The sequence below is a fragment of the Pedobacter sp. GSP4 genome, from assembly GCF_051857575.1.
GTDB lineage: Bacteria > Bacteroidota > Bacteroidia > Sphingobacteriales > Sphingobacteriaceae > Pedobacter.
This window is the reverse complement of sequence record NZ_JBPZIR010000004.1, coordinates 691,500-715,211: the sequence shown is the minus strand read 5'-3', so window position 1 is coordinate 715,211 and position 23,712 is coordinate 691,500. Positions and strand designations below refer to the sequence as shown.

Annotated in this window: 18 protein-coding genes; 9 read left to right on the top strand and 9 right to left on the bottom strand. The window is 39.4% G+C overall.

Features of this window, described 5'->3' with window-relative positions; genetic code table 11:
* Positions 1–209: 209 nt before the first annotated feature.
* Complete coding sequence (gene gyrB / locus ACS5PU_RS13965) at positions 210–2,168, bottom strand: DNA topoisomerase (ATP-hydrolyzing) subunit B (RefSeq protein ID WP_439459772.1); 1,959 nt, start codon at positions 2,166–2,168, stop codon at positions 210–212.
* Between the two features lie 576 nt (positions 2,169–2,744).
* On the opposite strand from gyrB, the gene ACS5PU_RS13960 reads away from it, so the two are divergent.
* Entirely contained in the window at positions 2,745–3,344 is a 600-nt protein-coding gene (locus ACS5PU_RS13960; protein ID WP_439459771.1) for an OmpH family outer membrane protein, read from the top strand.
* A 66-nt stretch (positions 3,345–3,410) separates the two neighbouring features.
* A complete protein-coding gene (locus ACS5PU_RS13955) occupies positions 3,411–3,893 on the top strand; it encodes a nucleoside deaminase (protein WP_439459770.1) in 483 nt (160 codons plus the stop codon).
* 111 nt (positions 3,894–4,004) lie between these two features.
* Here ACS5PU_RS13955 and ACS5PU_RS13950 read toward each other — a convergent pair whose 3' ends face one another.
* On the bottom strand, positions 4,005–5,927 hold the full coding sequence (locus tag ACS5PU_RS13950; RefSeq protein WP_439459769.1) for a redoxin domain-containing protein: 1,923 nt from the start codon (positions 5,925–5,927) through the stop codon (positions 4,005–4,007).
* A 110-nt stretch (positions 5,928–6,037) separates the two neighbouring features.
* Between ACS5PU_RS13950 and ACS5PU_RS13945 the strand changes: the two genes are divergently transcribed.
* Complete coding sequence (locus tag ACS5PU_RS13945; protein ID WP_439459768.1) at positions 6,038–6,811, top strand: EcsC family protein; 774 nt, start codon at positions 6,038–6,040, stop codon at positions 6,809–6,811.
* On the opposite strand, the gene ACS5PU_RS13940 is transcribed toward ACS5PU_RS13945, so the two are convergent.
* Positions 6,812–7,213: an RNA-binding S4 domain-containing protein gene (locus ACS5PU_RS13940; RefSeq protein ID WP_439459767.1), complete on the bottom strand. Its 402-nt coding sequence runs from the start codon at positions 7,211–7,213 to the stop codon at positions 6,812–6,814.
* Positions 7,214–7,466: 253 nt separating this feature from the next.
* On the opposite strand from ACS5PU_RS13940, the gene ACS5PU_RS13935 reads away from it, so the two are divergent.
* A complete protein-coding gene (locus tag ACS5PU_RS13935) occupies positions 7,467–8,285 on the top strand; it encodes a 2,3,4,5-tetrahydropyridine-2,6-dicarboxylate N-succinyltransferase (protein ID WP_207908365.1) in 819 nt (272 codons plus the stop codon).
* Between the two features lie 15 nt (positions 8,286–8,300).
* The gene (locus tag ACS5PU_RS13930) at positions 8,301–9,512 is read left to right on the top strand and encodes a glycosyltransferase family 4 protein (RefSeq protein WP_439459766.1); all 1,212 of its coding nucleotides are present in this window, start codon (positions 8,301–8,303) and stop codon (positions 9,510–9,512) included.
* A gap of 4 nt (positions 9,513–9,516) precedes the next feature.
* On the opposite strand, the gene ACS5PU_RS13925 is transcribed toward ACS5PU_RS13930, so the two are convergent.
* Positions 9,517–10,077, bottom strand: a complete 561-nt coding sequence (locus tag ACS5PU_RS13925; RefSeq protein WP_439459765.1) for a DUF4136 domain-containing protein — start codon at positions 10,075–10,077, stop codon at positions 9,517–9,519.
* A gap of 196 nt (positions 10,078–10,273) precedes the next feature.
* Here ACS5PU_RS13925 and ACS5PU_RS13920 point away from each other — a divergent pair, with 196 nt between their 5' ends.
* The 4 genes from ACS5PU_RS13920 (at position 10,274) to miaA (ending at position 14,076) form a co-directional block, all read left to right on the top strand.
* Positions 10,274–10,840, top strand: coding sequence for an L-threonylcarbamoyladenylate synthase (locus tag ACS5PU_RS13920; protein WP_439459764.1), 567 nt, complete (start codon positions 10,274–10,276; stop codon positions 10,838–10,840).
* A 98-nt stretch (positions 10,841–10,938) separates the two neighbouring features.
* Positions 10,939–12,342 carry a CCA tRNA nucleotidyltransferase gene (locus ACS5PU_RS13915; protein WP_439459763.1) on the top strand — a complete coding sequence of 468 codons (1,404 nt, stop codon included), beginning with the start codon at positions 10,939–10,941 and terminating at the stop codon, positions 12,340–12,342.
* A gap of 102 nt (positions 12,343–12,444) precedes the next feature.
* Complete coding sequence (locus ACS5PU_RS13910) at positions 12,445–13,095, top strand: IS1096 element passenger TnpR family protein (protein ID WP_439459762.1); 651 nt, start codon at positions 12,445–12,447, stop codon at positions 13,093–13,095.
* 72 nt (positions 13,096–13,167) lie between these two features.
* Positions 13,168–14,076 carry a tRNA (adenosine(37)-N6)-dimethylallyltransferase MiaA gene (miaA, locus tag ACS5PU_RS13905; RefSeq protein ID WP_439459761.1) on the top strand — a complete coding sequence of 303 codons (909 nt, stop codon included), beginning with the start codon at positions 13,168–13,170 and terminating at the stop codon, positions 14,074–14,076.
* Positions 14,077–14,134: 58 nt separating this feature from the next.
* Here the strand turns inward: miaA and ACS5PU_RS13900 are convergent, their stop codons facing one another.
* The 5 genes from ACS5PU_RS13900 to rpoC all read right to left on the bottom strand — a co-directional run bounded on the left by ACS5PU_RS13900 (position 14,135) and on the right by rpoC (position 23,663).
* On the bottom strand, positions 14,135–15,436 hold the full coding sequence (locus ACS5PU_RS13900) for an SGNH/GDSL hydrolase family protein (RefSeq protein WP_439459760.1): 1,302 nt from the start codon (positions 15,434–15,436) through the stop codon (positions 14,135–14,137).
* A gap of 11 nt (positions 15,437–15,447) precedes the next feature.
* Entirely contained in the window at positions 15,448–16,671 is a 1,224-nt protein-coding gene (locus ACS5PU_RS13895) for an OmpP1/FadL family transporter (protein WP_439459759.1), read from the bottom strand.
* 77 nt (positions 16,672–16,748) lie between these two features.
* The gene (locus tag ACS5PU_RS13890) at positions 16,749–17,060 is read right to left on the bottom strand and encodes a DUF3467 domain-containing protein (RefSeq protein WP_412467812.1); all 312 of its coding nucleotides are present in this window, start codon (positions 17,058–17,060) and stop codon (positions 16,749–16,751) included.
* Positions 17,061–17,135: 75 nt separating this feature from the next.
* On the bottom strand, positions 17,136–18,869 hold the full coding sequence (locus ACS5PU_RS13885) for a glycoside hydrolase domain-containing protein (RefSeq protein ID WP_439459758.1): 1,734 nt from the start codon (positions 18,867–18,869) through the stop codon (positions 17,136–17,138).
* Positions 18,870–19,376: 507 nt separating this feature from the next.
* Positions 19,377–23,663: a DNA-directed RNA polymerase subunit beta' gene (gene rpoC / locus ACS5PU_RS13880; protein WP_439459757.1), complete on the bottom strand. Its 4,287-nt coding sequence runs from the start codon at positions 23,661–23,663 to the stop codon at positions 19,377–19,379.
* Between the last annotated feature and the right edge of the window lie 49 nt (positions 23,664–23,712).

The following is a 23,712-nucleotide window of genomic DNA, read 5'->3' as shown; positions in this document are numbered from 1 at the left end:
TTAAGTCCATATTTTTTCCCTTGGATGATGGAAATTTATGGGAGTGTATAAAAATAAAAGCCGTTCAGCATGCTGAACGGCTTTTTTGTCTTGTAGTGCAGCCATATGTTACCATTCAACAGATAAATTATACTCATAGTAAACAAAAAACCCTCTCCAAGATTTAACTTGAAAAGGGTTAATTATTTAGCTGTAAGCTTTAAGCTTAATTAAGCATCAATTTTCGCATATTTCGCATTACGTTCGATAAACTCTCTACGTGGGGCAACCTCATCACCCATTAACATAGAGAAAGTATGATCGCACTCTGCAGCACTTTCGATAGTTGCCTGTAATAATGTACGCGTAGCTGGGTTTAAGGTAGTATCCCAAAGCTGTTCGGCATTCATCTCTCCTAAACCTTTATAGCGCTGAATATTTACACTTTCTTCTTTACCTGCACCTTTTAAACGTTGTACAGCTGCATCGCGTTGTACATCATTCCAGCAGTATTCAAACTCTTTACCTTTTTTAACCTGATAAAGTGGTGGCGAAGCAATATAAACATAACCAGCCTCGATTAATGCGCGCATGTAACGGTAAAAGAAGGTTAAAATAAGGGTCGTAATGTGCGAACCGTCAATATCAGCATCCGTCATGATTACGATTTTATGGTAACGCAGTTTGGTTAAGTTTAAAGCTTTATTGTCTTCAGGTGTACCAATGCTTACGCCAATAGCCGTAAACATATTTTTAATCTCGTCGTTTTCGTAAATTTTGTGCTCCATCGCTTTCTCTACGTTCAGGATCTTACCTTTTAAAGGTAAAATAGCCTGGTAGTTTCTATCGCGACCTTGTTTAGCAGTACCACCTGCCGAATCACCCTCTACCAAGTAGATTTCGCATTTTTCTGGATCACTATCAGAGCAATCGGCCAGTTTACCCGGTAAACCAGAACCGCCCATTACACTTTTACGCTGCACCATTTCGCGGGCTTTACGTGCCGCAGCACGTGCCGTAGCTGCTAAAATTACCTTGTTGATAATCATTTTGGCTTCTTTCGGATTTTCTTCCAAATAGTTACCAAGCGCCTCGCCCACAGCCACATCTACCGAACCCATTACCTCACTGTTACCCAGTTTGGTTTTGGTTTGTCCTTCAAATTGAGGCTCTTGTACTTTTACCGAAACTACAGCGGTTAAACCTTCTCTAAAGTCATCACCGGTAATTTCCATTTTTACGTTCTTTAACAAACCTTCCTTATCGGCATAGTTTTTTAAAGTACGTGTTAAACCCCTACGGAAACCTGCAATGTGTGTACCACCTTCGTGAGTATTAATGTTGTTAACGTAAGAGTGTACATTCTCCGAATAGCTATCGTTATATTGAAAAGCCAATTCAACCGGGATACCGTTTTTAATACCCTCAATGTAAATCGGCTCAGCTAAAATCGAAGTACGTGTACCATCTAAAAAGGCAACAAACTCTTTCAAACCACCTTCCGAGTGGAAAGTTTCTGAGAAGAAAGTACCATCTGCCAATGTTTCACGCTCATCGGTTAAGGTTAAGGTAATGCCTTTATTTAAGAAAGCCAACTCGCGTAAACGGCCAGCTAAAGTATCATATTTATACTCTGTAGTTTGGGTAAAAATTGTTGGATCGGGTGTAAAAGTTACAATTGTACCACGTTTATCCGTTGTTCCAACTTCTTTTACATCGTATTGAGGAACCCCAATTTTGTACTCCTGCATCCAGATTTTACCTTCGCGGTGTACTTCAGCTTTTAAATCGGTTGATAAGGCGTTAACGCAACTTACCCCCACACCGTGTAAACCTCCAGAAACCTTATAAGTATCTTTATCAAATTTACCACCGGCGTGTAAAACCGTCATAACGATTTCTAATGCAGATTTATTTTCTTTGGTATTGATACCAGTCGGGATACCACGGCCGTTATCTTCTACCCTGATGGAGTTTCCCTCTAAAATCCTAACGTCAATGGTGTCTGCATGACCGGCCAAAGCCTCATCAATTGAGTTGTCTACAACCTCGTACACTAAATGGTGTAAACCTTTTACACCAGTATCTCCTATATACATTGAAGGGCGCTTACGCACCGCTTCTAAACCTTCTAAAACCTGTATATTATCTGCCGAATAATTTGACTTTAAATCCTGTTCTTCGCTCATATATTAATTAAAAACAATAAGTATCAAAAATACGCATTTTTTGGCACTTAAACTAATATGTGGATAAGTTTTAAGGTGTTAAAAGATTGCGCCAAAAGCCTCTCCTGTTGTGTTTAAAGGTAAAAAAAAGGATCTTTTTCACCCATGGTTTTCTACACGGAATGTGAATGAATAAACCCTCATTGCGTTCCGTAGGAACGATTGATGGGTAGCCAATTGTACAATTGGCGTTTCCGTTCGTATAGGAAAGGTTCGTGTTCTGAAATCTGCTATGGGCACCCTGCAGCCCCAAATAGCAGTACCAGCCGGGCCAACCAAACCCGATGGCAGCGAACATGCAATAAAGCGTACAGCGGGACGTACAACCGTTTGAAAGGGGGACTTTGCTTTTCAAAACCGCAGCTGCTAAAACAATTATCAACTATAGGCTTATCTTCAAGGCCACAGCATGAGTTAATGGCTGAAATGCTTACCACAAAACGCCCACCTCAAAACCCAGAGGTATGCAATAGGCCTTTCATTAAATTGCATATCAAAACTAATTTATATAAGTTTGCTAAAATTTATTAAACAATAATGGAAAGAAGAACCTTCAAAACCTTTGGTTTATTTGCATCGGCTGCATTAATTACGGCTTTCTCTGCATGTCAAAACAAAGAAGCTAAAACTACTGAAACCAAAAAAACAGATAGCACTACCGCAACCGTTTCTCCATCTGAGAAAATTGTATATGTAAACTCTGATTCGTTATTAACCAAATACGAATACTTCAAAGATCTTAAAGTGAAATTTGAAGGTAAAACGAAAAATGCTCAGGCAGATATGCAAGCTAAAGGTCAGGCGTTCCAAAGAGAATTGGCCCAGTACCAACAAGCTGCACAAACTTTATCGGCAGATCAGCGCAAGAGCACTGAAGAGCGTTTACAGCGTAAACAACAAGAGCTGCAAACTTACCAGCAAAATGCCGGTGCTGCACTACAAAACGAACAAGCTGCCGAAAATGAAAAACTTTATGATAAGGTTGCTGACTACTTAAAAGGTTATGCCAAAGAAAAAGGCTATAAAATGGTTTTAACATATTCGAAAGGCAATAGTGCTATTTTATTTGCTGATGAGAGCTTAGATGTGACCTCGGAAGTAATTAAAGGCTTAAACGCTGAATACAGCAAAAAATAAGTTAAAAAATATTCATTTCGAATGCCCCGCCTAAAATCGGGGCATTTTTTTTGCTCTGGTTTGCTAATGGAAAACAACAAACAACACGAAGAATTTATGCAGATGGCCATTGCGCTATCGGTAAAAAATGTGAGCGAAAGCGTGGGCGGTCCCTTCGGCGCGGTAATTGTAAAAGACGGAAAGTTTATTGCCGGCTCGGCCAATAGAGTTACTGCTACCAACGATCCGACGGCGCATGCAGAGGTATCGGCGATCCGCCTGGCCTGTGAAGCCCTGAATACTTTCGATCTGAGCGGTTGTGTGGTTTACACCAGCTGCGAACCCTGCCCCATGTGTCTGGGCGCCATTTATTGGGCTCGCATTGAAACCATTTATTATGCCAACACCAAAACAGATGCTGAGCAAATTGGTTTCAGCGATAAATTTATTTATGAAGAGCTCGAAAAACCAATGGAACATAGAAGTTTACCCATTGTACAGCTAATGCGTACTGAAGCAATGGAGGCATTTAAGCTCTGGGAAACATCGCCGATGCGTATAGATTATTAACAAAGATCGTCATTTCGAACGAAGCGTAGCAAAGCTGAGAAATCTAACCAGCAACTATAACTCATTCGAAATGACGATCACTATCATTAATGTTATCTATAAGAACACGACCTATTTGCTCGATTCTTTAGGAGCCAGCAAACTTACCATCGAATCGATTTCTTTCACTACACCATCATCAGATCCCGAAAAGCCAACTGCTTTGAACCTGATGTTCCCTTCTCCGTCGATTACAAATTTTGTGGGTATTCCATCAACTTTATAAGCACTTACCACATCAAATTTTGAAGGATCTTTAGCATTTTTGGTATCGTACAGCACATTGAAATTGTATTTCTTTTCAGCAATAAAATCGGTTACCAGTTTTTCGCGGTTATCTTCAGTTTGCCAGGTGTTTACAAATAGAAATACAACGTTCGGGTTGTTTGCATATTTAGCGAGGGCTTTCTGCATCCCCGGAAACGAGGCTACGCAAGGACCGCACCAAGTTGCCCAATAATCCAGAATAACGATCTTTCCTTTTAAGCTAGCCAAACTTACCTTTTCGCCTTTTAAATTGGTTAATGAAAAAGGCGGGGCCGGGATATTGATCATTTTCTTCGTCCACTCTGCTTTTTCTTTTTCAAGGGCTGCCTTTTCTAAATTGGCAATATAGGTTTCGTAGGTGCCTTCTTTCTTTAAAGTACTGTATAGGGTTTTGAAATCGGCTTTTAAGGCATCATTTGCTTTGCCATCTTTAATCAGTTTTTCCGCTTCGGTATAAGCTTTATCATTTTGCCCATCTTTAATTAAATAAGTTACATAATGGGTCATTACCTCTGCTGACGGCTGGGTGTATAGCGATATTGCCTTTTCCTGAGTACTCAGTGCTTCTTTAAATTTTCCCTGGTGGTATAGCAGTAACGCATAGGTATCGGCGTACATGCCATAACTTTGATCGAGCGATTTAACATACTCTTCTTTAGAGGCATAATAAGCCGGAACCTCATCATTTTTAGCTTCTTCGATCAAACTTAACGATTGCTTAGAAAGTTTGCTCGCCAGTTCTATATTTTCGTTCTTTTCGGCAGATGGCCATGCAAAAGAATTGTATAAACCTGCCCTTGATTGCTTGTTGGTAATTTTTTCGCTGTAAAGCTCAAACTTTTTATCGTTTTTGGCCTTAATGCTCGCACTTGCCAAAATGCCATAGATAGAATTTAAGCGGGCAGCATCTGTTTTCTTAGCGGCGTCAAATTTATATTTGGCAATCATTTCGAGGGCCTTTTTTTCCTGCTCGGCAAAATCTTTGGTTGCATAAACCGCATTCATATCCTGGCCATAAGCAAAATTACCTACCGGATATTTTTTAAGTACAATCGTTTTAATCGAATCGGACTGTACTTTTTGCCTGAGCAGCGAATACAGGTTTAGCTCACTGATCAAATCTTCTTCTTTGGCATCTTTTATTTTAGCCAACTGCGCAATATTTTCTTTGATCAGCTTTGTTCCTTTCTCTTTATCTACCTTATATTCGAGCGTAAGATATTGATACAGGTTTTTCTTTTTCAGTTCTGGCTTTAGCGCAAAAGCTTGTTTATAGCTTCCTGCAGCTTTTTCAGGATCGATTGTAAGACCCAGATAATAATTTCCGGCCAATCCGTATAAAAAGCCTTCGTTAATGTAGGTTTCTGCCTTTATTTTACCAGCTTTGGTAAAGGGAAGCACATAGCCTGCAGGCGCTTCATCTTTTTGGTCGCCAACTGAAAAGGCAAGTCCAACAAGGGTTGTACTATCAGGGGTAGAAATTTCTCCTTTGTATACCTCGCCTTCTTTTACGAGGTCTATTTTTGCCGATTTAGGGTTCGTGTTAGAAAAAAAGGTATAGCTGGTGCATTTAACATCAGCCAGGTTTTCGAGGTTGGTTCCCTTTGGTTCGTAGGTAAATTTAACTTTACTCCCAGCTTCAGGTTGGCTCGTAGCAAATTTAACACCTTGAGCACTTACCGATCCGGCAGCAAGCGCAAGTAAGGATAATAGTTTTAAGGTTTTCATAATGAAAGGTTTAGATTTAATTATAGGCAACTAAATATATAGTTTATTATTTTATTTTCCTAGCATATTTATGTTAAATTTTAAGGAATAATTATTGCAGTAGTTTTAGTATGACCTATGATCAAAAAATTGCAAGCGAATTGGATTTCTGGCGGTTTAAAACCCTACAGAAACCTTCTCTTTTCAACAAAGTAACCACTAAAGTTCAGCAAAAAATTAACAGTTATATTCCGGATAAAGTGCACAATGCCATTACTGCTGCCATTAAGCAGATGGTTAAAGCAGTGCTTTTTGGATCGGCCTTTACCACTTCCAAACCGCTTACCGATTTAACCATGATGCACCGGGAGGCACTCGTTAAACAAAAAATAGATAATTACAAAAAAACGGGGGCTGCTGAAGGTGGAATTACCGGAGCGGGCGGTTTCTTGATGAGCCTCGCCGATTTCCCGATATTATTGGGGATTAAAATGAAAATGCTATTCGATATTGCTGCCGTTTACGGTTATGATGTTAAAGATTACCGAGAGCGTTTATATATCCTCCATATTTTTCAACTCGCCTTTTCCAGCAAAGAGGAAAGTCAGCTTGTTTTTCAAAAAATGCAGGATTGGGATGATAAAGCACATCAATTGCCCACAAACATTGATGAGTTCGACTGGTTAACCTTTCAACAGCAGTACCGCGATTATATAGATTTAGCCAAACTGGCTCAAATGCTGCCATTTGTTGGTGCCGCTGTTGGCGCTGTAGCCAATTATAAGCTGATTGAAAAACTGGGAAAAACAGCCATAATGAGTTACCGGATGAGGTATTTCAGTATTCAGTCCATCGTTTTAAGTCATGAGCCGACTCAGAACTATAAACTCAAGACTGGCGACTAACTAATCTTCTTCTTCAAACATTCCCCCAATCAGGTCGTCGGTTTCGCGGCGGTCTTTCTTGGTTGGGCGTCCGGTACCCCTATCACGTTTCAGGCTTGGTGCGTGGAACATCGATTTAAAAGCATGCGTTTCTTCAACAGGTGTTAAATCTTTGTATTTTGTCAGGGCCGTCGGCGAATCGGTTCTGTTATACGAAAGTTCTACCACTTCAATAATTTTCTTCTCAATGCCCTTCGAAACCTGGTATACATCGCCAACCTTTACAATGGCCGATGGCTTAATATTCTGCCCCTTCAGTTTTACACGGCCAGCTTTACAGGCATCAGTAGCCAGACTCCTGGTTTTAAACAACCTAATTGCCCACAAATATTTATCTATCCTAAGTTTTTCAGTCTCTGTCATAAAGTTTCAAAAATACGCATTTAGGTTAATTTTTTAAACTGGTAATAACTATGTTGGTTAATTGTACAAACTGGTTAATTGTAGGTATAATCTCTAACAGTTAACCAATTTAAACAATTAACCAGTTAACCACCAGAATAAACAGTTAACCGATTTAAACAACTAACCAGTTATCCAAATAACAAAACAATTTGAACAATTAGCCCGTTAATAAGCAAAAATTGATTTATTTTGCGTAAAATTTAAAAACATCATGTATTCAGATTTAAAGAAATTAATTGAAGCCGCTTGGGAAGACAGAACCCTTTTACAATATAGCAATTATTGCGAAGCCATCGAAACCGTAATCCAAGGTTTAGATAAGGGCGAAATCCGCGTTGCTGAGCCAGTTTTGAACTCTTGGGGCATTAATGAATGGGTAAAGAAAGCCGTAATTTTATATTTCCCGATCCGTGAGATGAAAGAAATTAAAAGTGGTCCTTTTGTTTACCACGATAAAATGGAATTAAAAACCGATTACAAAGCAACTGGTGTACGTGTTGTGCCTATGGCGAGCGCACGTTATGGTTCGTTTTTGGCAAAAGGTGTAATCATGATGCCATCGTACGTAAATATTGGTGCTTATGTTGATGAAGGTACCATGGTTGATACTTGGGCTACTGTTGGTTCTTGTGCACAGATTGGTAAACGCGTTCACTTAAGTGGTGGTGTTGGTATTGGTGGTGTATTGGAGCCTGTTCAGGCTGCTCCGGTAATTATCGAAGACGATGCTTTCTTAGGTTCGAGAGCAATTGTTGTGGAAGGTGTTAAAGTAGAAAGAGAAGCAGTATTAGGTGCTAACGTAGTATTAACGGCATCGACTAAAATTATTGATGTTACAGGCCCAACTCCTGTTGAATACAAAGGTGTTGTACCTGCACGTTCAGTAGTAATTCCAGGTAGCTATACCAAAAAATTCCCTGCCGGAGAATTTCAGGTTCCATGCGCTCTGATTATTGGTAAACGTAAAGAAAGTACAGATAAGAAGACTTCGCTTAATGATGCGTTAAGGGAAAATAATGTAGCTGTTTAAGCTGAAAGCATTAAAGTGAAAGCTGAAAGCGCAACACAGACTCAAAAAGCCGAAAGTACTGAACTTGATCAATCAAGCTCAGGTCTTTCGGCTTTAAGCATTAGTCTTAAAATTGGATACGATGGCAAACGTGCAGCCAACAACTTAACAGGATTGGGCAATTATAGTCGTTCGCTGATTGAAGCCTTGGCGCATCAGTTTCCAGCGCACCAGTACATGGTTTATGCTCCTAAAGTTAAAACGGCTAAACAAATTGATGCATTTTTCAGCAATTCAAATATAGAACTGAAACTGCCTAAAAATGGATCTTTTTTGTGGCGTACCTTAAACATCCTGAAAGATTTAACCCAAGATGGCGTTCAGCTATTCCATGGTTTAAGTCATGAAATTCCACTGGCCATACAACATACCCGGATTAAATCAGTTGTGACCATTCACGATTTAATTTTTCTAAGGTTTCCGCAGTACTATAAATTTATCGACAGGAAACTGTACGAATGGAAAAGTAAATCAGCCTGTAAAAGGGCCGATCAAATCATTGCCATCAGCGAAAAAACAAAGGAAGATATTGTAAATCTTTACGGTATTGAGCCGGATAAGATTACGGTTATTTACCAAAGTTGCGATGATAGTTTTAAAAAGCCCTTTGAAAAGGAAACTTTAAGCAGGATCAGAGCCACCTACAAACTTCCTGAAAAATATATTTTAAATGTAGGCACAATTGAAGCGCGTAAAAACCTTAAATTGATTGTGCAGGCCTTAATAGATGTAACAGCAGATTATAAACTGGTGGTAATTGGTAAAAAGACTGCTTACTTCAAAACGGTAGAAAAGGAAATAGAGAAACTGGGATTAAAAAACAGGATCATCTTTTTAAAAAATATTCCTTTTGCCGATCTGCCCGGTATTTATCAAATGGCTACGGTTTTTGTTTATCCATCATTTTATGAAGGTTTTGGAATTCCAATTATTGAAGCTTTATATTCAGGTATTCCGGTTGTAGCAGCCACCGGTTCATGCTTAGAAGAAGCCGGCGGTCCGGATAGTTTATATGTAGCACCAACCGATGCTGAAGGTTTAGCTTTTGCTGTTAATCAGATTCTGGATAATGCACAGCTCCAAAAAGAAATGAAAGCAAAAGGGCTGGAATTTGTTCAAAAATTCAACAGCCCTTTGGTAACACAGCAATTAATGGATTGCTATTTAAATATCCTTGGCAATAGTTAATTGCCTATTTGGCAGCTACCACATTTGGTGGGTATTGTGCCAATATTTCTTTAACGCCAGTGTAAAGGCGTTGTTCTCTTTTACTAAAGTTATCTAAATTAAAGCCACTTCCCTGTCCGTGCCAGAATAAGATCTTTTTAGCAGGATCCAAGAAATCGATGATAATGGTGCCTTCAATATATTGGTTAACATAGCTCGGGCCGCCCCAGCCACCCCAACCTCCGCGCCAGCCCCAGCCGCCGCCCCAACCCCATCCACCGTAATAGGCAGGGCCGTAAACATCGGTTTTTTCTCTGGCAACCACTACAAGGTTTACCAATAAATCAGGTTTATCGGCTTTGGTAAATCCTTTGGCATTCATTTCAGCTTCAACAGCAGCCATTAACCTGCGTTTATCAAGGTTATTCAGCTTAACCCTTGCAATACCTTTATCGTAAAAGTTATAGGTTTTGTAACTGTTTAAATCTACATTTTTGTCGTAATCGGATGCGGTACGGAGGGTAGAGCATCCAGCTAATGCAATTACTACCGTAAAAAGCATTAATAATTTTTGAATTGTTTTCATTTGTGCGCCGTTTTATAAATAACCTGCATTAAATATAACCATTTTGCATTTCAAAATGAAAAATTAGCTATACTTTTTACAATCAGATTGTTATGCTAATAAAACGGTACAAAGCAGCGATATGTTTCAAGCGAAATGTTAAATTATTACTTATTTACAATATTTAACATATTACAATTAAAATTACCTTTGCAATATGCTTAGAGATGAAATTAATAAAGCTTTAGAAGTATTAAAATCAGGTGGGGTTATCTTATACCCAACCGATACCATTTGGGGCTTGGGCTGCGATGCAACCAATCCGGAGGCAGTAGATAAGTTGCTAAAAATTAAAAACAGGCCTGCAGAAAAAAGCTTAATCGTATTGTTAGATGTGGATAGTAAACTGCAAAGCTATGTTAGCGAAATTCCGGAAGTAGCCTACGAATTAATAGAATATGCAGAAAACCCTTTGACAATCATTTTCTCGGGAGCAAAAAACCTAGCGCAAAATGTAATCAATGCCGATGGCAGTGTGGGCATTAGAGTGGTAAAACACGATTTTTGCGCCCCTTTGATCCAACGTTTTAGGAAACCTATTGTTTCTACCTCGGCCAATCTGAGCGGTGCACCTTCTCCTAAATTCTTTGATGATTTAGACCCGCAGCTTGTCGAAGCTGTTGATTATGTAGTCGATTTTGAGCAGGAAAAACGCGAAAACAAAAAACCTTCAACCATCATGAAGCTTTCGCCCGGCGGACAGTTTGAGTTTATCCGCAGATAATTTTTAATTTGTAATTATTATTGCTGCCCTGACGAACGGAGCCCCTGTTTCAACGTGTTACAGAACTTCAGGCACAGGCCGGCATCAATAACCTAAGCATGCAACAACACCTAGAACACCCCATATTTAAAACCTTATCCTCAATTGCAGATAAAGGCCATACCGAAGCTTATGTAATCGGCGGCTTTGTTCGCGATATATTCCTGAACCGTCCATCAAAAGATATTGATGTGGTTGTGGTAGGCAGCGGAATTGAATATGCAGAGGCTGTTGGAAAAAAATTGAACACCAAAGTTGCCGTGTTTAAAAATTTCGGCACGGCCAATATCAAATACCAGGATTTAGAAGTAGAATTTGTAGGTGCGCGCAAAGAATCGTACCGTTCTGATTCGCGCAAACCCATTGTTGAAGATGGTACACTTGAAGATGACCAGTTGAGAAGGGATTTTACCATCAATGCACTGGCGATTAATTTAAATGCGGGTCATTTCGGCCAGTTGCTCGATCCATTTAACGGACTGGAAGATTTAGAAAACAAATTGATCCGCACACCGCTCGATCCTGAAATTACTTTTTCTGATGATCCCCTGCGCATGATGCGGGCTATCCGCTTTGCTACGCAGCTTAATTTTAATATCCATCCTGATGCCCTAAAAGCAATCAGCGCACAAAAACAGCGCATCAATATTGTATCGAAAGAAAGGATTACCGATGAAATGAACAAGATCATCTTATCGCCAAAGCCCTCTATCGGTTTCAAACATCTTTTTGATACAGGTCTGCTCCATATTATTTTCCCACAGATGGCGCAGCTTTATGGGGTTGAGATTATTAAAGGCAAAGGCCATAAAGATAACTTTTACCACACCTTAGAAGTGCTGGACAACATATGTGCCGATACAGATGATTTATGGCTGCGTTGGGCCGCTATATTGCACGATATTGCCAAACCGGCTACCAAACGTTTTGAAGAAGGCCATGGCTGGACATTTCATGGCCACGAAGATAAAGGGGCCAGAATGGTTCCAAAAATCTTTGCACAGTTAAAACTTCCGCTGAACGAAAAAATGAAGTATGTACAAAAACTGGTGCAGCTCCATTTAAGACCAATAGTTTTGGCCCAGGAAACCGTTACCGATTCGGCTGTGAGAAGATTGCTTTTTGATGCAGGCGAAGAAATTGAAAGTTTAATGCTGCTCTGCAATGCCGATGTAACCACCAAAAACGAGTACAAAAAAACCAAGTACAGAAATAATTTTGAGCTGGTTAAGCAGAAACTAAAGGATGTAGAGGAGCGCGATAAAATCAGAAACTGGCAACCCCCTATTACAGGCAATGATATTATGGAAACTTTTGGCCTTGATGCAGGTAAAGAAGTGGGTATAATTAAAAATGCAATCCGCGAGGCCATTTTAGAAGGCGAAATAAAAAACGATTATACAGAAGCATTTAATTTTATGCTCAATCAGGCAAAACAAATGGGTTTAAATCCTGTTAAATAATCATTTAACTGCTTAAAACATCCTTATGAACCTTCTTTTGTGACATTTGATGTTTTGCGGTAATGTAAATTAACTTTATTTTTACGGTTCCAAAATACAATAATGGCTATTTATAAATTTAGAATTACTTTCGAAGATTTTGATGATGTTGTAAGAGAGATCGACATTAAATCAAACCAAACATTTGAAGACCTGCATAGGGCTATCCATAGATCTACAGGTTATAATGCCGAAAAATCTTCGTCTTTTTACGTAAGCACCGATAACTGGTTAAAAGGTGATGAAATTGCCTATTTACCAAGCGAGCGTAAAAAAGACCGTGTAGTTTTAATGGAAAATTCGAAATTAAGTGGCTTTATTGAAGATCCGCATCAAAAGTTTTATTATATCTATAATTTCGACCGCCCTTATGATTTCCATGTGGAGCTGGTAAAAATAATTTTAGATGCCGATCCAAACATCGAATACCCATTTTTGGCAAAAAGCAGCGGTGAAGCACCGAAAATTTTCGAAAGCAGCAATGCACCTGTTGCCGATCCGGGTTTGGCTGTTGGCGCAACTGCAGGCGAATTTGATTTCTTAAACGAAATGAATTTTGTACCCGAAGATACCGACGAACTGGAAGCCATGGGCGATATGGGCATTAACGAAGAAGAAAGGGATGAAGATGAGGAAAACGAAGAAGATGAGTTCGGTGATGAGTTTTCTGACAGTGACAATTACGAAGACGATAGCCACAAAGATGATTATTAACTGATTACCAATTTTATACATTTAAAAAAAGCTGTCAACCCACACGATTGACAGCTTTTATTTTATACGCACATGCAGCATCAAAAAACATTGATATCCGTTGTTGGCCCAACTGCAATTGGTAAAACGGCTCTGGCCATTCAGCTTGCCCAGCATTTTGGCACAGAAATTATCTCTGCAGATTCGCGGCAGTTTTTTAAGGAGATGGAAATTGGTACAGCCAAGCCCGATGCCGAAGAGCTCGCGGCTGCCAAACACCATTTCATCAACTCTCATTCTGTTTCGCAGCTGTTCAGCACTGGCGATTTTGAAGTTGAAGGCTTAAAAACCCTAGATCAGATTTTTAAAAAGCACGATCTGGCCATTATGGTTGGCGGCTCGGGCCTCTATATCAATGCCTTGATTAATGGCTTAGATGAAATGCCGGAAATTGACCTGACCATCCGCGAAAATTTAAATAAAAAATTTGATGATGAAGGCTTATCGGCTATTCAAAGCCAACTAGCTGCTTTAGATCCCGAATATTTTGCAAAGGTTGATCAGCAAAACCCGCAAAGAATGATTAGGGGGCTTGAAGTATTTCTTTCTACGGGCCAAAAACTTTCTTCAATGCTTTCGGCAACAAAAAAAGAAAGGCCTTTTAATATCATCAAAATAGGTTTAAATACCGATAGGGCTATTTTATACGACCGGATAAACAAACGGGTAGATCAGATGATTGATAAGGGGTTAGTGGATGAGGTAAAATCACTTGTAGACTTTAAAAAGTATAATGCTTTAAATACCGTAGGCTATAGCGAAATTTTTGATTATTTGGATGGTAAAAGCTCTTTGGAAGAAGCCATATCGGCCATTAAGCAAAATACCCGCCGCTTTGCCAAACGCCAGCTTACCTGGTTTAGAAGAGATGAAGAAATAAATTGGTTTGAGCCGAATGAAGGTGAAAAGATAATCGATCTGGTTAAGCAAAAACTGGGTTAATAAAAAAGGTTCTGATTTAAACACAGAACCTTTTTTATTATAAGATTAATCCTCAAAATTAATTAGGGAACTTCACTCCTCTATATTGGGTAATATCAACCGTTGGTATGGTAGCGCCATATTTAACATTAATGGCATCAATAAATACATTGGCAATTACTGCATTTCCACGTGGCGTGAGGTGGATACCATCCAAAGAGAAGGCGCCGCCGGTAATAAATGACGCATTGATTCCAACTCCCTGCAGATTTAACCCTGTTTTAACCTGGTTAAAATAAGCATAGGTATCTGCTATTGCTAAACCTTTACTGGTAGCTAGAGATTTAATACTGCTGTTATAGCTGTTTACGTAGTCTTTCACTTTAACCACTTCATCTTTATCCAAAACCCAGTTACTGGTAATCGGATTTGCCGGATGCAAACCATAAGGTATGCCCAGCGCATTTGGAACACCAAATAAACCAGCAGATTGGAAAGGCAAACGGATCAAATCTTCAGCAGTTGCCACCCTTACCGTTCCCGTTCCGGTTTGAATATAGATGGCTGCAGCCGCAGGGTTAATAGCCTTTGCTGCATTTAACAGAGCGGCGGGTGTAACCGTATTGAAATATGGAATAGCTGTTACATCAGGGATGGTTGCCACAATACCTTTTTGTCCATTAGCGGTTAAGGCATTTAACAAATTGGCATATAAAGAAGAAAAGGCTACTTTATCCGTTAATACTGTAGTTGGATCTCCGGTAACAGTAACTGCTCCATTGGTTGCATAGCCCAGTACATCGTTATTTCCTAACCAAAGCGAGAAAAAAGTATGGTTTCTACCTTGAATGAACTGAAAATAATTGGTTTTACCTACTTGAGCATCAGCCAACAAACGCTCAAAATACGGATTAGCAGCACTGAAGGTAAAGGTTGGATCGAATGATAAATCGACACGCATACCAGGGATACCCAAGTTTTGGATTTCACCAGAATACCTAAATAAACGGCTGTTTGTAGGCGTATCCCTCCAACCATTTCCAAGTACTGGAGTTAAAGTTGGTGTACCGTTAACCAATGCAGATAAAGTAAGATAACCTGAGCCATTTGATTGTGCATCAGTAAAAAACGGAGAAGCAAATGCCCCACCGCCAACTGTGGCCATTCTAGCGGCAATTAAGTTTGGATAAGCTACTTTTTGTCCTTCTAAATATAGGCCTCCATCGGCAAAACCCGAAGTTAATGAGTTACCCACAGCAATGTATTTACTAAAATTGGCTTCGCCTGAGGTGGTTCCCGCCGTGGTTTCAATTTCCGGTTTGCAAGCTGCTGCAAATAATATGGTAGCGGCAACAAAACTGTTTAATATAATTTTTTTCATGTTGATTTCTCCTACCATTTATAAGTTAATGAAATACCCGGTGCATAAACCAAGGTTTTAAAAGTTCCATCCAAGCCAGTTTCGATATTTTTCTGCTTGCGCGATTTAACATCTTCAAAAAAGAATGATGCATTAACTTCGAAATGACTGGTTGGTGTATAACCTAAGCCTGCACTAAGGATGTAGCGATCAGCATCTGGCGCTTCCGGCGTTACATATCCATCCTGAACCGGGGTAAAAGCATAACCTACACCGGCTCTTAATGCTAATTTCTCAGTTGCCTGGTGATTGATACCTAACTTAAATGATGAACCATCACGGTAATTACGGGCAGATTTAGTATCAGCCAGCACAGGTGTGTTGGTTGCGTAATCAAATGATAAATCCTGATAAATGTGCCATTGCACCCAACTTGCATCAAAAGCCAGCACGGTGCTTTTTGATAATGGAATACCAACACCTAAGCTGGTAGTTGCCGGTAAGGGCAATTCGGCATTAAATGTGTTGCCAGCGGGGAAAGATGATCTTAAAGAATTCGGAACATCGAACTCTGCCGATCCGCCATCAAGTTTTGTAATTACTTTTGATTTGTGCACCAAAGCAAACGAGATGTTGCTGAGTGTTTTAATGTATAATCCTGCATTCCAGCCATAACCTTTTCCGGTACCTTCTAAAGTGGCATGCCCTGAACGGCCATCAGGAAAGTTAACCGGCAATGCGCGCTGTAAGTTTACATCGCCATGGTTATATACAAAACCCGCTCCTATACCAATGCGATCGGTTATTTTGATACTTAAAGTAGGCTGAAAGTAGATGGCTTTTAAATTTAACGAGGTTAGTGCATACTTGCCAGACCAATTATCGCCCCAATCTACCAAACCACCAAACGGCGTGTACACGCCCAAACCCAATTTCCATTTGTTGGATTTTGGTCCCCAAACGGCATAAAATTCGAATGGTGGTGCAATTTTGTTCTTTACATCTTCTGTAATATTCGAACCTGCCTGTTTAAAGGCCGATTTAAATAACAGTGGGTTTACGCCTGCTGAAATGGAGTTTTTCTCTAAGAAAGTTACGGCACCTGGATTATAAAAAACAGAAGCTTCATCTAAAGCTAATGCAGAACCTGCGCCAGCCATACCAATTTGTTTCTGTCCTTGTAAATTAACCTGAAAGCCCTGCCCCAAAACCCAAAGTGGGGCAGAAAGTAATACGCTCAATAAAATCTTTTTCATCTATATATGGTTATAGCACAAATGTATATTATGCTAACATAGCAAACAAACATTTGTTTGTAAGATTTTTATTAGGCTTATGCCTGCGCAGTCGGTCCGCCAAAACCCATTGGGAATGGTGGCTCTTCTTGCGTTTTGATGCGTCCGTTTACAGCTTCAAATTTTTGGATATTATCATCTAGTGCGCTTAATAAACGTTTTGCATGCTCTGGGGTTAAAATGATACGCGATTTAACCTTTGCCTTTGGAATGCCCGGCATTACACGGATAAAATCTAATACAAATTCAGTATTGGAATGGGTAATAATTGCCAAGTTGGAAAAAATTCCTTCAGCAATTTCTTCAGATAGCTCTATATTTAACTGGTTTTCGTTTTGTTGTTCTTCCATAAAACAAAACTAAGTGTTTTTATAAATAAAAGATTAGTTATTTGAATATTTCGGTATTAGACTGCTTTCTGTATATTATTTATTTAATAACGGTTTTACGCGCTGCAACATTTCATCGGCCGTAATTTTGGATAGCGCGTGTATTTCAAAACCTGCTAGGGCTTTATTAAGTTCAGCAAGCGCGGTAGTATTTTTATTTTTGGTATACAATAACCTTAGCTGCCTAATTTTCTCGAAATCCTGTGCTCCTTCTATCAATTTTTCAAAGCGGACAGATGTTAAAGGACCTGGATAAACCATATAGGTATCGCCTGCTGGCCATGCAGTAAACCGGGTATCGGTCAGTGGGTTTTTAGTCCAGCTGTTGTAGGCCCAACGCAAATAACCATCCATTTTTTTGTTGGCGGTATACCAACCCATCCAAACTTGCTCTGCTGGAGAAGAAAAACTGAAAGCGTTAGGATAAGGTTCGGTACAACAGGTATACCAGGTACTAATTTTACCTTGTTTATTGCGTTTTTGCAATACATCTGCCGGGAATTCCCATTTGGAAGCAATGCAATAATTATCAATATCCGGTTCAATTTCTGCGTGATACTCTCCTGCCAAAGCAATTTTCCAAGCTGGATCTACGGTTTTTAACAGTTTGATAACGGCCTGCATGGCGGCCATTGGGCGTTCGTCCATAGCGATATACGTTTTTTGAAACCAGTTTTTGGCTTTAAGGTGCCTGGTAAAATCGGTAAGCATGGTTTGCCAAAAGGTATTGTATGCAGGCGTACCAATTGCATCTTTAAAAACAGCTTCCTTTTGCAAAGCTTCATCCCAATAGGTAAAAGCAATTTTCCAAGGCACCATACTGTAGCAATTAATTCGCTCATTTATTCCTGTGCTCATTACAAAAGTAACATAGCGGTCGAATAAACTGTAGTCATAGCTCCATGTACCATCTTTTTTCTTTATCCATTTAATTAAGCTTGGATAATCATCAAAGGTTTGGTGGCCCCATGGTTCATTAACAATGCTGGCGGTTATGGTTTTCTGTCCGGCATTGGCCAACATTTCGTAATACGGTTTCATTAAAGCAAAATGCTTATCGCTCCACAGCTTTACCAGGTGCGTTCGCGCAATAGCTGCAGGGTGCTGCCACAAATCCAAATCATATTTCCATTGGCTTGGGCTGGGCAGTGTTTTATTTAATACCTCAATTTTAATTGGCAGGTTATATGTTTTGTCACCAATTATTTTAATTGTTCCCGAATAGTTACCTGCCAGTGCACCGGCCGGAACTTTGATGCTTAACCAGATGGGCTGGGTGCTTTTTGCAGCAAGACTAACGGCCTGTATTTTGGTATCAATCAGATCGGCAACGTAAGATGAATCGAAATCCTGCGGTTTACGGTATCCACAGCCATCTCTAAATTCATCAGTAATTACGTATTTCAAAAAACCAGTGGTAATATTTTCCTTTTTAATTAGGCTGCCATTTTCGGCTTTTAAATCAGAAAATCCGATTTTGATGTTGGAAGTTTTCTGTTTAGACCACAATAAAATCTGTGTATGTATCTTTTCGCCTTTCCAGGCTGTAGCTGTCCATTTTTTTGCTGCAGTTATTGCCGGTGGGGTTTCCCTAGCAAACCTGACATCGCTGCTTGCGTAACTAAAAAACAAACCGTCAGCAATGCTATTCCATTCATTTGCAACTGCTTCCCTAGTAATTATTTTTCTTTTTTGCAGGGCTAAACTTACATCTTGGGCCATGCTTGTTAAACTTACGCAGGCCATTAGCACGATAGATAAAAACTTCATAAACCTAAGTTAATTAAACCTAAGTGAATAAGATTAGCAGCTTTTCTGCGCAAACGTTTGATAAACTGTAACGAAATGGATAGGTAATACTTGAATAATATCCAAAATATTGAGAAATGTTATTTTTTAATAAAAGGAATATTCTTGGCTTCCTACAGCATGAGTAAAAAGATTATTTTATCATAAAATTCACAATACCTATTACAGAACCAATAATAGCTAAAAACTGGATTAGCCCAACTATATAAATGGTTTTCTGCATATTGGCAATATCTTCTTTAGTAGCCAAAACTTCGCACTTGTTGTCGAGCTCAGATTTTACTTCAGCTTTCAACAAAAGAAACCAACTGCCCTGCCTCCTGTTCACCAAGCTTAGCTATTAAAACCTGGAAAAATTGAATTTCTGTAAGGCTGATCGTGTTGTTTTAATTACTAAACTTACAAAATCTATTGCAAATAAAAAACCCCGACAAAATGCCGGGGTTTAAAATTATACTTTGCTTAAATTTAAGCTTCTACTTCTTCTTGTTTCGAAGCCAATAATTTATCGTATTCTTCTTGAGAACCTACAATGATACGCTCGTAACCACGTACACCAGTACCTGAAGGGATTAAGTGACCAACGATCACGTTTTCTTTCAAGCCTAACATATTATCGCGTTTACCTGCAATAGCAGCCTCATTTAATACTTTCGTAGTTTCCTGGAACGAAGCCGCAGAAATGAACGATTTAGTACCTAACGAAGCACGGGTAATACCTTGTAAGATAGAACTCGCAGTTGCTGGTCTTGCATCTCTAACCGTGATCTGTTTTAAATCTTTACGTTTCAACTGAGAATTTTCATCTCTTAATCTACGTAATGATACAATCTGACCTGGTTTGAAATCGTTCGAATCGCCTGCATCTTCAACAACTTTCTTGTCGTACATGGCGTCGTTCTCTTCTGCAAAATCCCAACGGTCTACTGCATTGTTTTCCAAGAAAATAGTATCACCTGGATCTTCAATGTGAACTTTCTGCATCATCTGGTGAACAATTACCTCGAAGTGCTTATCGTTAATTTTTACACCTTGTAAACGGTAAACCTCTTGAATACCATTTACCAGGTATTCTTGAACCGCTGCAGGGCCTTTAATTGATAAGATATCCGCTGGAGAAATTGAACCATCAGATAATGGCATACCTGCTTTCACAAAGTCATTATCCTGTACAAGGATGTGTTTAGACAAAGGAACAAGGTATTTTTTAACTTCACCATCTTTTGATTCGATTGTAATCTCACGGTTACCACGTTTAACGCCACCTAAAGTTACCACACCATCAATCTCAGTTACTACAGCTGGGTTAGATGGGTTACGTGCTTCAAATAACTCAGTTACACGAGGTAAACCACCTGTAATATCTCGGGTTTTACCAGTTGCACGAGGAATTTTAGCAATGATCTGACCAGTTTGGATAGCTTCACCTTCATCAACTGAAACGTGGGCACCTACCGGAATGTTATAACCTTTGATAAACTCACCTTTCTTATCAACAATCTGAACAGAAGGGTTTTTGGTTTTATCACGTGTATCGATAATTACTTTTTCACGGTGACCAGTTTGCTCATCTGATTCTTCACGGAAAGTTACACCTTCGATAATGGCATCGAACTGTGCTTTACCTGCAAATTCAGAGATGATAACCGCGTTATATGGATCCCACGAACAGATTTTATCACCTTTGGCAACTTTATCTCCTTCTTTAACGAACAAGAATGCACCATAAGGAATGTTATTGGTTACGATTACTCTTCCGCTTCCTGGCTCTACAATTCTAAACTCACCTGAACGGCCCAATACAACCTGTACTTTACCATCTTCAGTTTCTGTATCAACCGTACGGATGTTTTCGAATTCGATAACACCATCAAATTTAGCTACGATGTTTGATTCTGCAGCGATGTTCGATGCAGTACCACCCACGTGGAACGTACGAAGTGTTAACTGTGTACCCGGCTCACCAATTGATTGTGCTGCAATTACACCAACTGCCTCACCTCTTTGAACACGTTTACCAGAGGCTAAGTTACGGCCATAACATAATGCACAAACACCACGTTTAGCTTCGCAAGTTAATACCGAACGGATTTCGATACCTTCTAATGGAGATTCTTCTATCAGTTTAGCAACATCTTCATTAATATCTTCGCCTGCACCTACCAATAATGTATTATCCAAAGGATTATACACATCGTGTAATGAAGTACGGCCTAAAATCCTATCGTATAACGGCTCAACAATATCTTCGTTATCTTTCAATGCAGTTGTGTACATACCTCTTAAAGTACCACAATCTACATCGTTAACAATCATATCCTGTGCAACATCATGTAAACGACGAGTTAAGTAACCCGCATCCGCCGTTTTTAACGCCGTATCCGCCAAACCTTTACGGGCACCGTGGGTAGAGATAAAGTACTCTAATACCGATAATCCTTCTTTAAAGTTTGATAAGATCGGGTTTTCGATGATATCACCACCTGAACCAGATTTTTGAGGTTTCGCCATCAAACCACGCATTCCGCAAAGCTGACGAATCTGCTCTTTAGAACCACGTGCTCCCGAATCAAGCATCATGTATACTGAGTTAAAACCTTGGTTATCACTTGATAACTGGTTCATAACGAAAGTAGTTAACCTGTTGTTGATACGGGTCCAGATATCGATAATCTGGTTGTAACGTTCGTTGTTGGTAATGAAACCCATGTTATAGTTGTTTCTTACCTCTTCAACCTCAGCAGCTGCCTGCTCTAATAAAGTATGTTTCTCTACCGGAATGTTTACATCCTGTAAGTTGAACGATAAACCTCCTTGGAATGCCATTCTGAAACCTAATTCTTTGATATCATCCAAGAATTGAGAAGCGCGTGCCATACCGGTCATTTTAACTACTTCACCGATAATATCTCTTAACGATTTTTTAGTTAATAATTCATTGATATAACCAACTTCTTCAGGAACCATTTGGTTGAACAATACCCTACCTACAGTAGTTTCAGTTAATTTGTTAACGATAGAACCATCGGCTTGCTTAACATTTACCCTAACTTTGATAAAGGCGTGCAAGTCTAATTCTTTCTCGTTGTACGCAATAATAACCTCTTCTGGAGAATAGAAAGCAGAATCCTGTCCTTTTACAACTCTTGTTTCATCTGTTCTACGGCCTTTAGTAATGTAATAAAGACCCAAAACCATATCCTGAGATGGTACTGTAATTGGGGTACCGTTTGCAGGGTTCAAGATATTGTGTGCTGCCAACATTAATACTTGGGCTTCCAAAATTGCTGCGTTACCTAACGGTAAGTGGACAGCCATCTGGTCACCATCAAAATCCGCGTTAAATGCGGTACATACTAATGGATGTAACTGGATTGCTTTTCCTTCAATTAGTTTTGGCTGGAAAGCCTGAATACCCAATCTGTGTAGCGTAGGAGCACGGTTTAATAATACCGGGTGACCTTTCAATACGTTTTCTAGGATATCCCAAACTAAAGGATCTTTTCTATCTACAATTTTCTTTGCAGATTTAACTGTTTTTACAACACCACGCTCAATCATCTTACGGATGATGAATGGTTTGTAAAGCTCAGCAGCCATATCTTTTGGAATACCGCACTCGTGTAATTTAAGGCTAGGGCCTACAACAATTACCGAACGTGCTGAATAATCCACACGTTTACCCAATAAGTTCTGACGGAAACGACCTTGTTTACCTTTCAGGATATCTGAAAGAGATTTTAAGGCACGGTTACCTTCAGTTTTTACCGCGTTAACTTTACGTGAGTTATCGAATAACGAATCTACAGCTTCCTGTAACATACGTTTTTCGTTACGTAAAATTACCTCTGGTGCTTTAATCTCGATCAAACGTTTTAAACGGTTGTTACGGATAATTACACGACGGTATAAATCATTTAGATCGGAAGTAGCGAAACGACCACCTTCTAATGGCACTAAAGGACGTAATTCTGGCGGAATAACCGGAACGATCTTAACAATCATCCACTCAGGGCGATTCTCAATACGTGTATTAGCACCACGGAAAGCTTCAACAACCTGAAGGCGTTTTAAAGCCTCATTTTTACGTTGTTGAGAAGTTTCGTTAGCAGCCTGGTGACGTAAATCATAAGATAAAGTATCTAAATCAATACGTTTTAATAAATCTTCTAATGCTTCAGCACCCATTTTGGCGATGAATTTATTAGGATCTTTATCATCTAAATATTGATTTTCTTTAGGTAATTTATCTAAAATATCTAAATATTCTTCTTCTGTTAAGAAGTCCATATAGTTGATACCTTCCTCAGCCATTAAGCCTGATTGGATAACTACGTAGCGCTCGTAATAGATAATTAAATCTAATTTTTTAGTAGGTAAACCTAATAAATAACCGATTTTGTTTGGTAAAGAACGGAAATACCAGATGTGCGCAACAGGAACCACCAAAGCGATGTGTCCCATACGCTCACGACGTACTTTCTTTTCAGTTACTTCAACACCACAACGGTCGCAAACAATACCCTTATAACGGATACGTTTGTATTTACCGCAATGACATTCGTAATCTTTTACCGGACCAAAAATACGCTCACAGAACAAACCATCACGCTCAGGTTTGTAAGTACGGTAGTTAATGGTTTCTGGTTTCAACACCTCACCGCTTGAACGTTCCAAAATAATTTCCGGAGACGATAAGCTAATCGTGATTGATGTGAAATTGCTTTTTAATTTATTATCCTTTTTGTAAGACATATCTCTTGTATAAGGTTAAAGGCGGAGGGTGGAAAGGTGGAAGGTTTGG

Bases quoted from the DNA above. Each gene is read 5' to 3' on its own strand.
- gyrB (WP_439459772.1), bottom strand. From the start codon at position 2,168: ATGAGCGAAGAACAGGATTTAAAGTCAAATTATTCGGCAGATAATATA.
- ACS5PU_RS13960 (WP_439459771.1), top strand. From the start codon at position 2,745: ATGGAAAGAAGAACCTTCAAAACCTTTGGTTTATTTGCATCGGCTGCA.
- ACS5PU_RS13955 (WP_439459770.1), top strand. From the start codon at position 3,411: ATGGAAAACAACAAACAACACGAAGAATTTATGCAGATGGCCATTGCG.
- ACS5PU_RS13950 (WP_439459769.1), bottom strand. From the start codon at position 5,927: ATGAAAACCTTAAAACTATTATCCTTACTTGCGCTTGCTGCCGGATCG.
- ACS5PU_RS13945 (WP_439459768.1), top strand. From the start codon at position 6,038: ATGACCTATGATCAAAAAATTGCAAGCGAATTGGATTTCTGGCGGTTT.
- ACS5PU_RS13940 (WP_439459767.1), bottom strand. From the start codon at position 7,213: ATGACAGAGACTGAAAAACTTAGGATAGATAAATATTTGTGGGCAATT.
- ACS5PU_RS13935 (WP_207908365.1), top strand. From the start codon at position 7,467: ATGTATTCAGATTTAAAGAAATTAATTGAAGCCGCTTGGGAAGACAGA.
- ACS5PU_RS13925 (WP_439459765.1), bottom strand. From the start codon at position 10,077: ATGAAAACAATTCAAAAATTATTAATGCTTTTTACGGTAGTAATTGCA.
- ACS5PU_RS13920 (WP_439459764.1), top strand. From the start codon at position 10,274: ATGCTTAGAGATGAAATTAATAAAGCTTTAGAAGTATTAAAATCAGGT.
- ACS5PU_RS13915 (WP_439459763.1), top strand. From the start codon at position 10,939: ATGCAACAACACCTAGAACACCCCATATTTAAAACCTTATCCTCAATT.
- ACS5PU_RS13910 (WP_439459762.1), top strand. From the start codon at position 12,445: ATGGCTATTTATAAATTTAGAATTACTTTCGAAGATTTTGATGATGTT.
- miaA (WP_439459761.1), top strand. From the start codon at position 13,168: ATGCAGCATCAAAAAACATTGATATCCGTTGTTGGCCCAACTGCAATT.
- ACS5PU_RS13900 (WP_439459760.1), bottom strand. From the start codon at position 15,436: ATGAAAAAAATTATATTAAACAGTTTTGTTGCCGCTACCATATTATTT.
- ACS5PU_RS13895 (WP_439459759.1), bottom strand. From the start codon at position 16,671: ATGAAAAAGATTTTATTGAGCGTATTACTTTCTGCCCCACTTTGGGTT.
- ACS5PU_RS13890 (WP_412467812.1), bottom strand. From the start codon at position 17,060: ATGGAAGAACAACAAAACGAAAACCAGTTAAATATAGAGCTATCTGAA.
- ACS5PU_RS13885 (WP_439459758.1), bottom strand. From the start codon at position 18,869: ATGAAGTTTTTATCTATCGTGCTAATGGCCTGCGTAAGTTTAACAAGC.
- rpoC (WP_439459757.1), bottom strand. From the start codon at position 23,663: ATGTCTTACAAAAAGGATAATAAATTAAAAAGCAATTTCACATCAATC.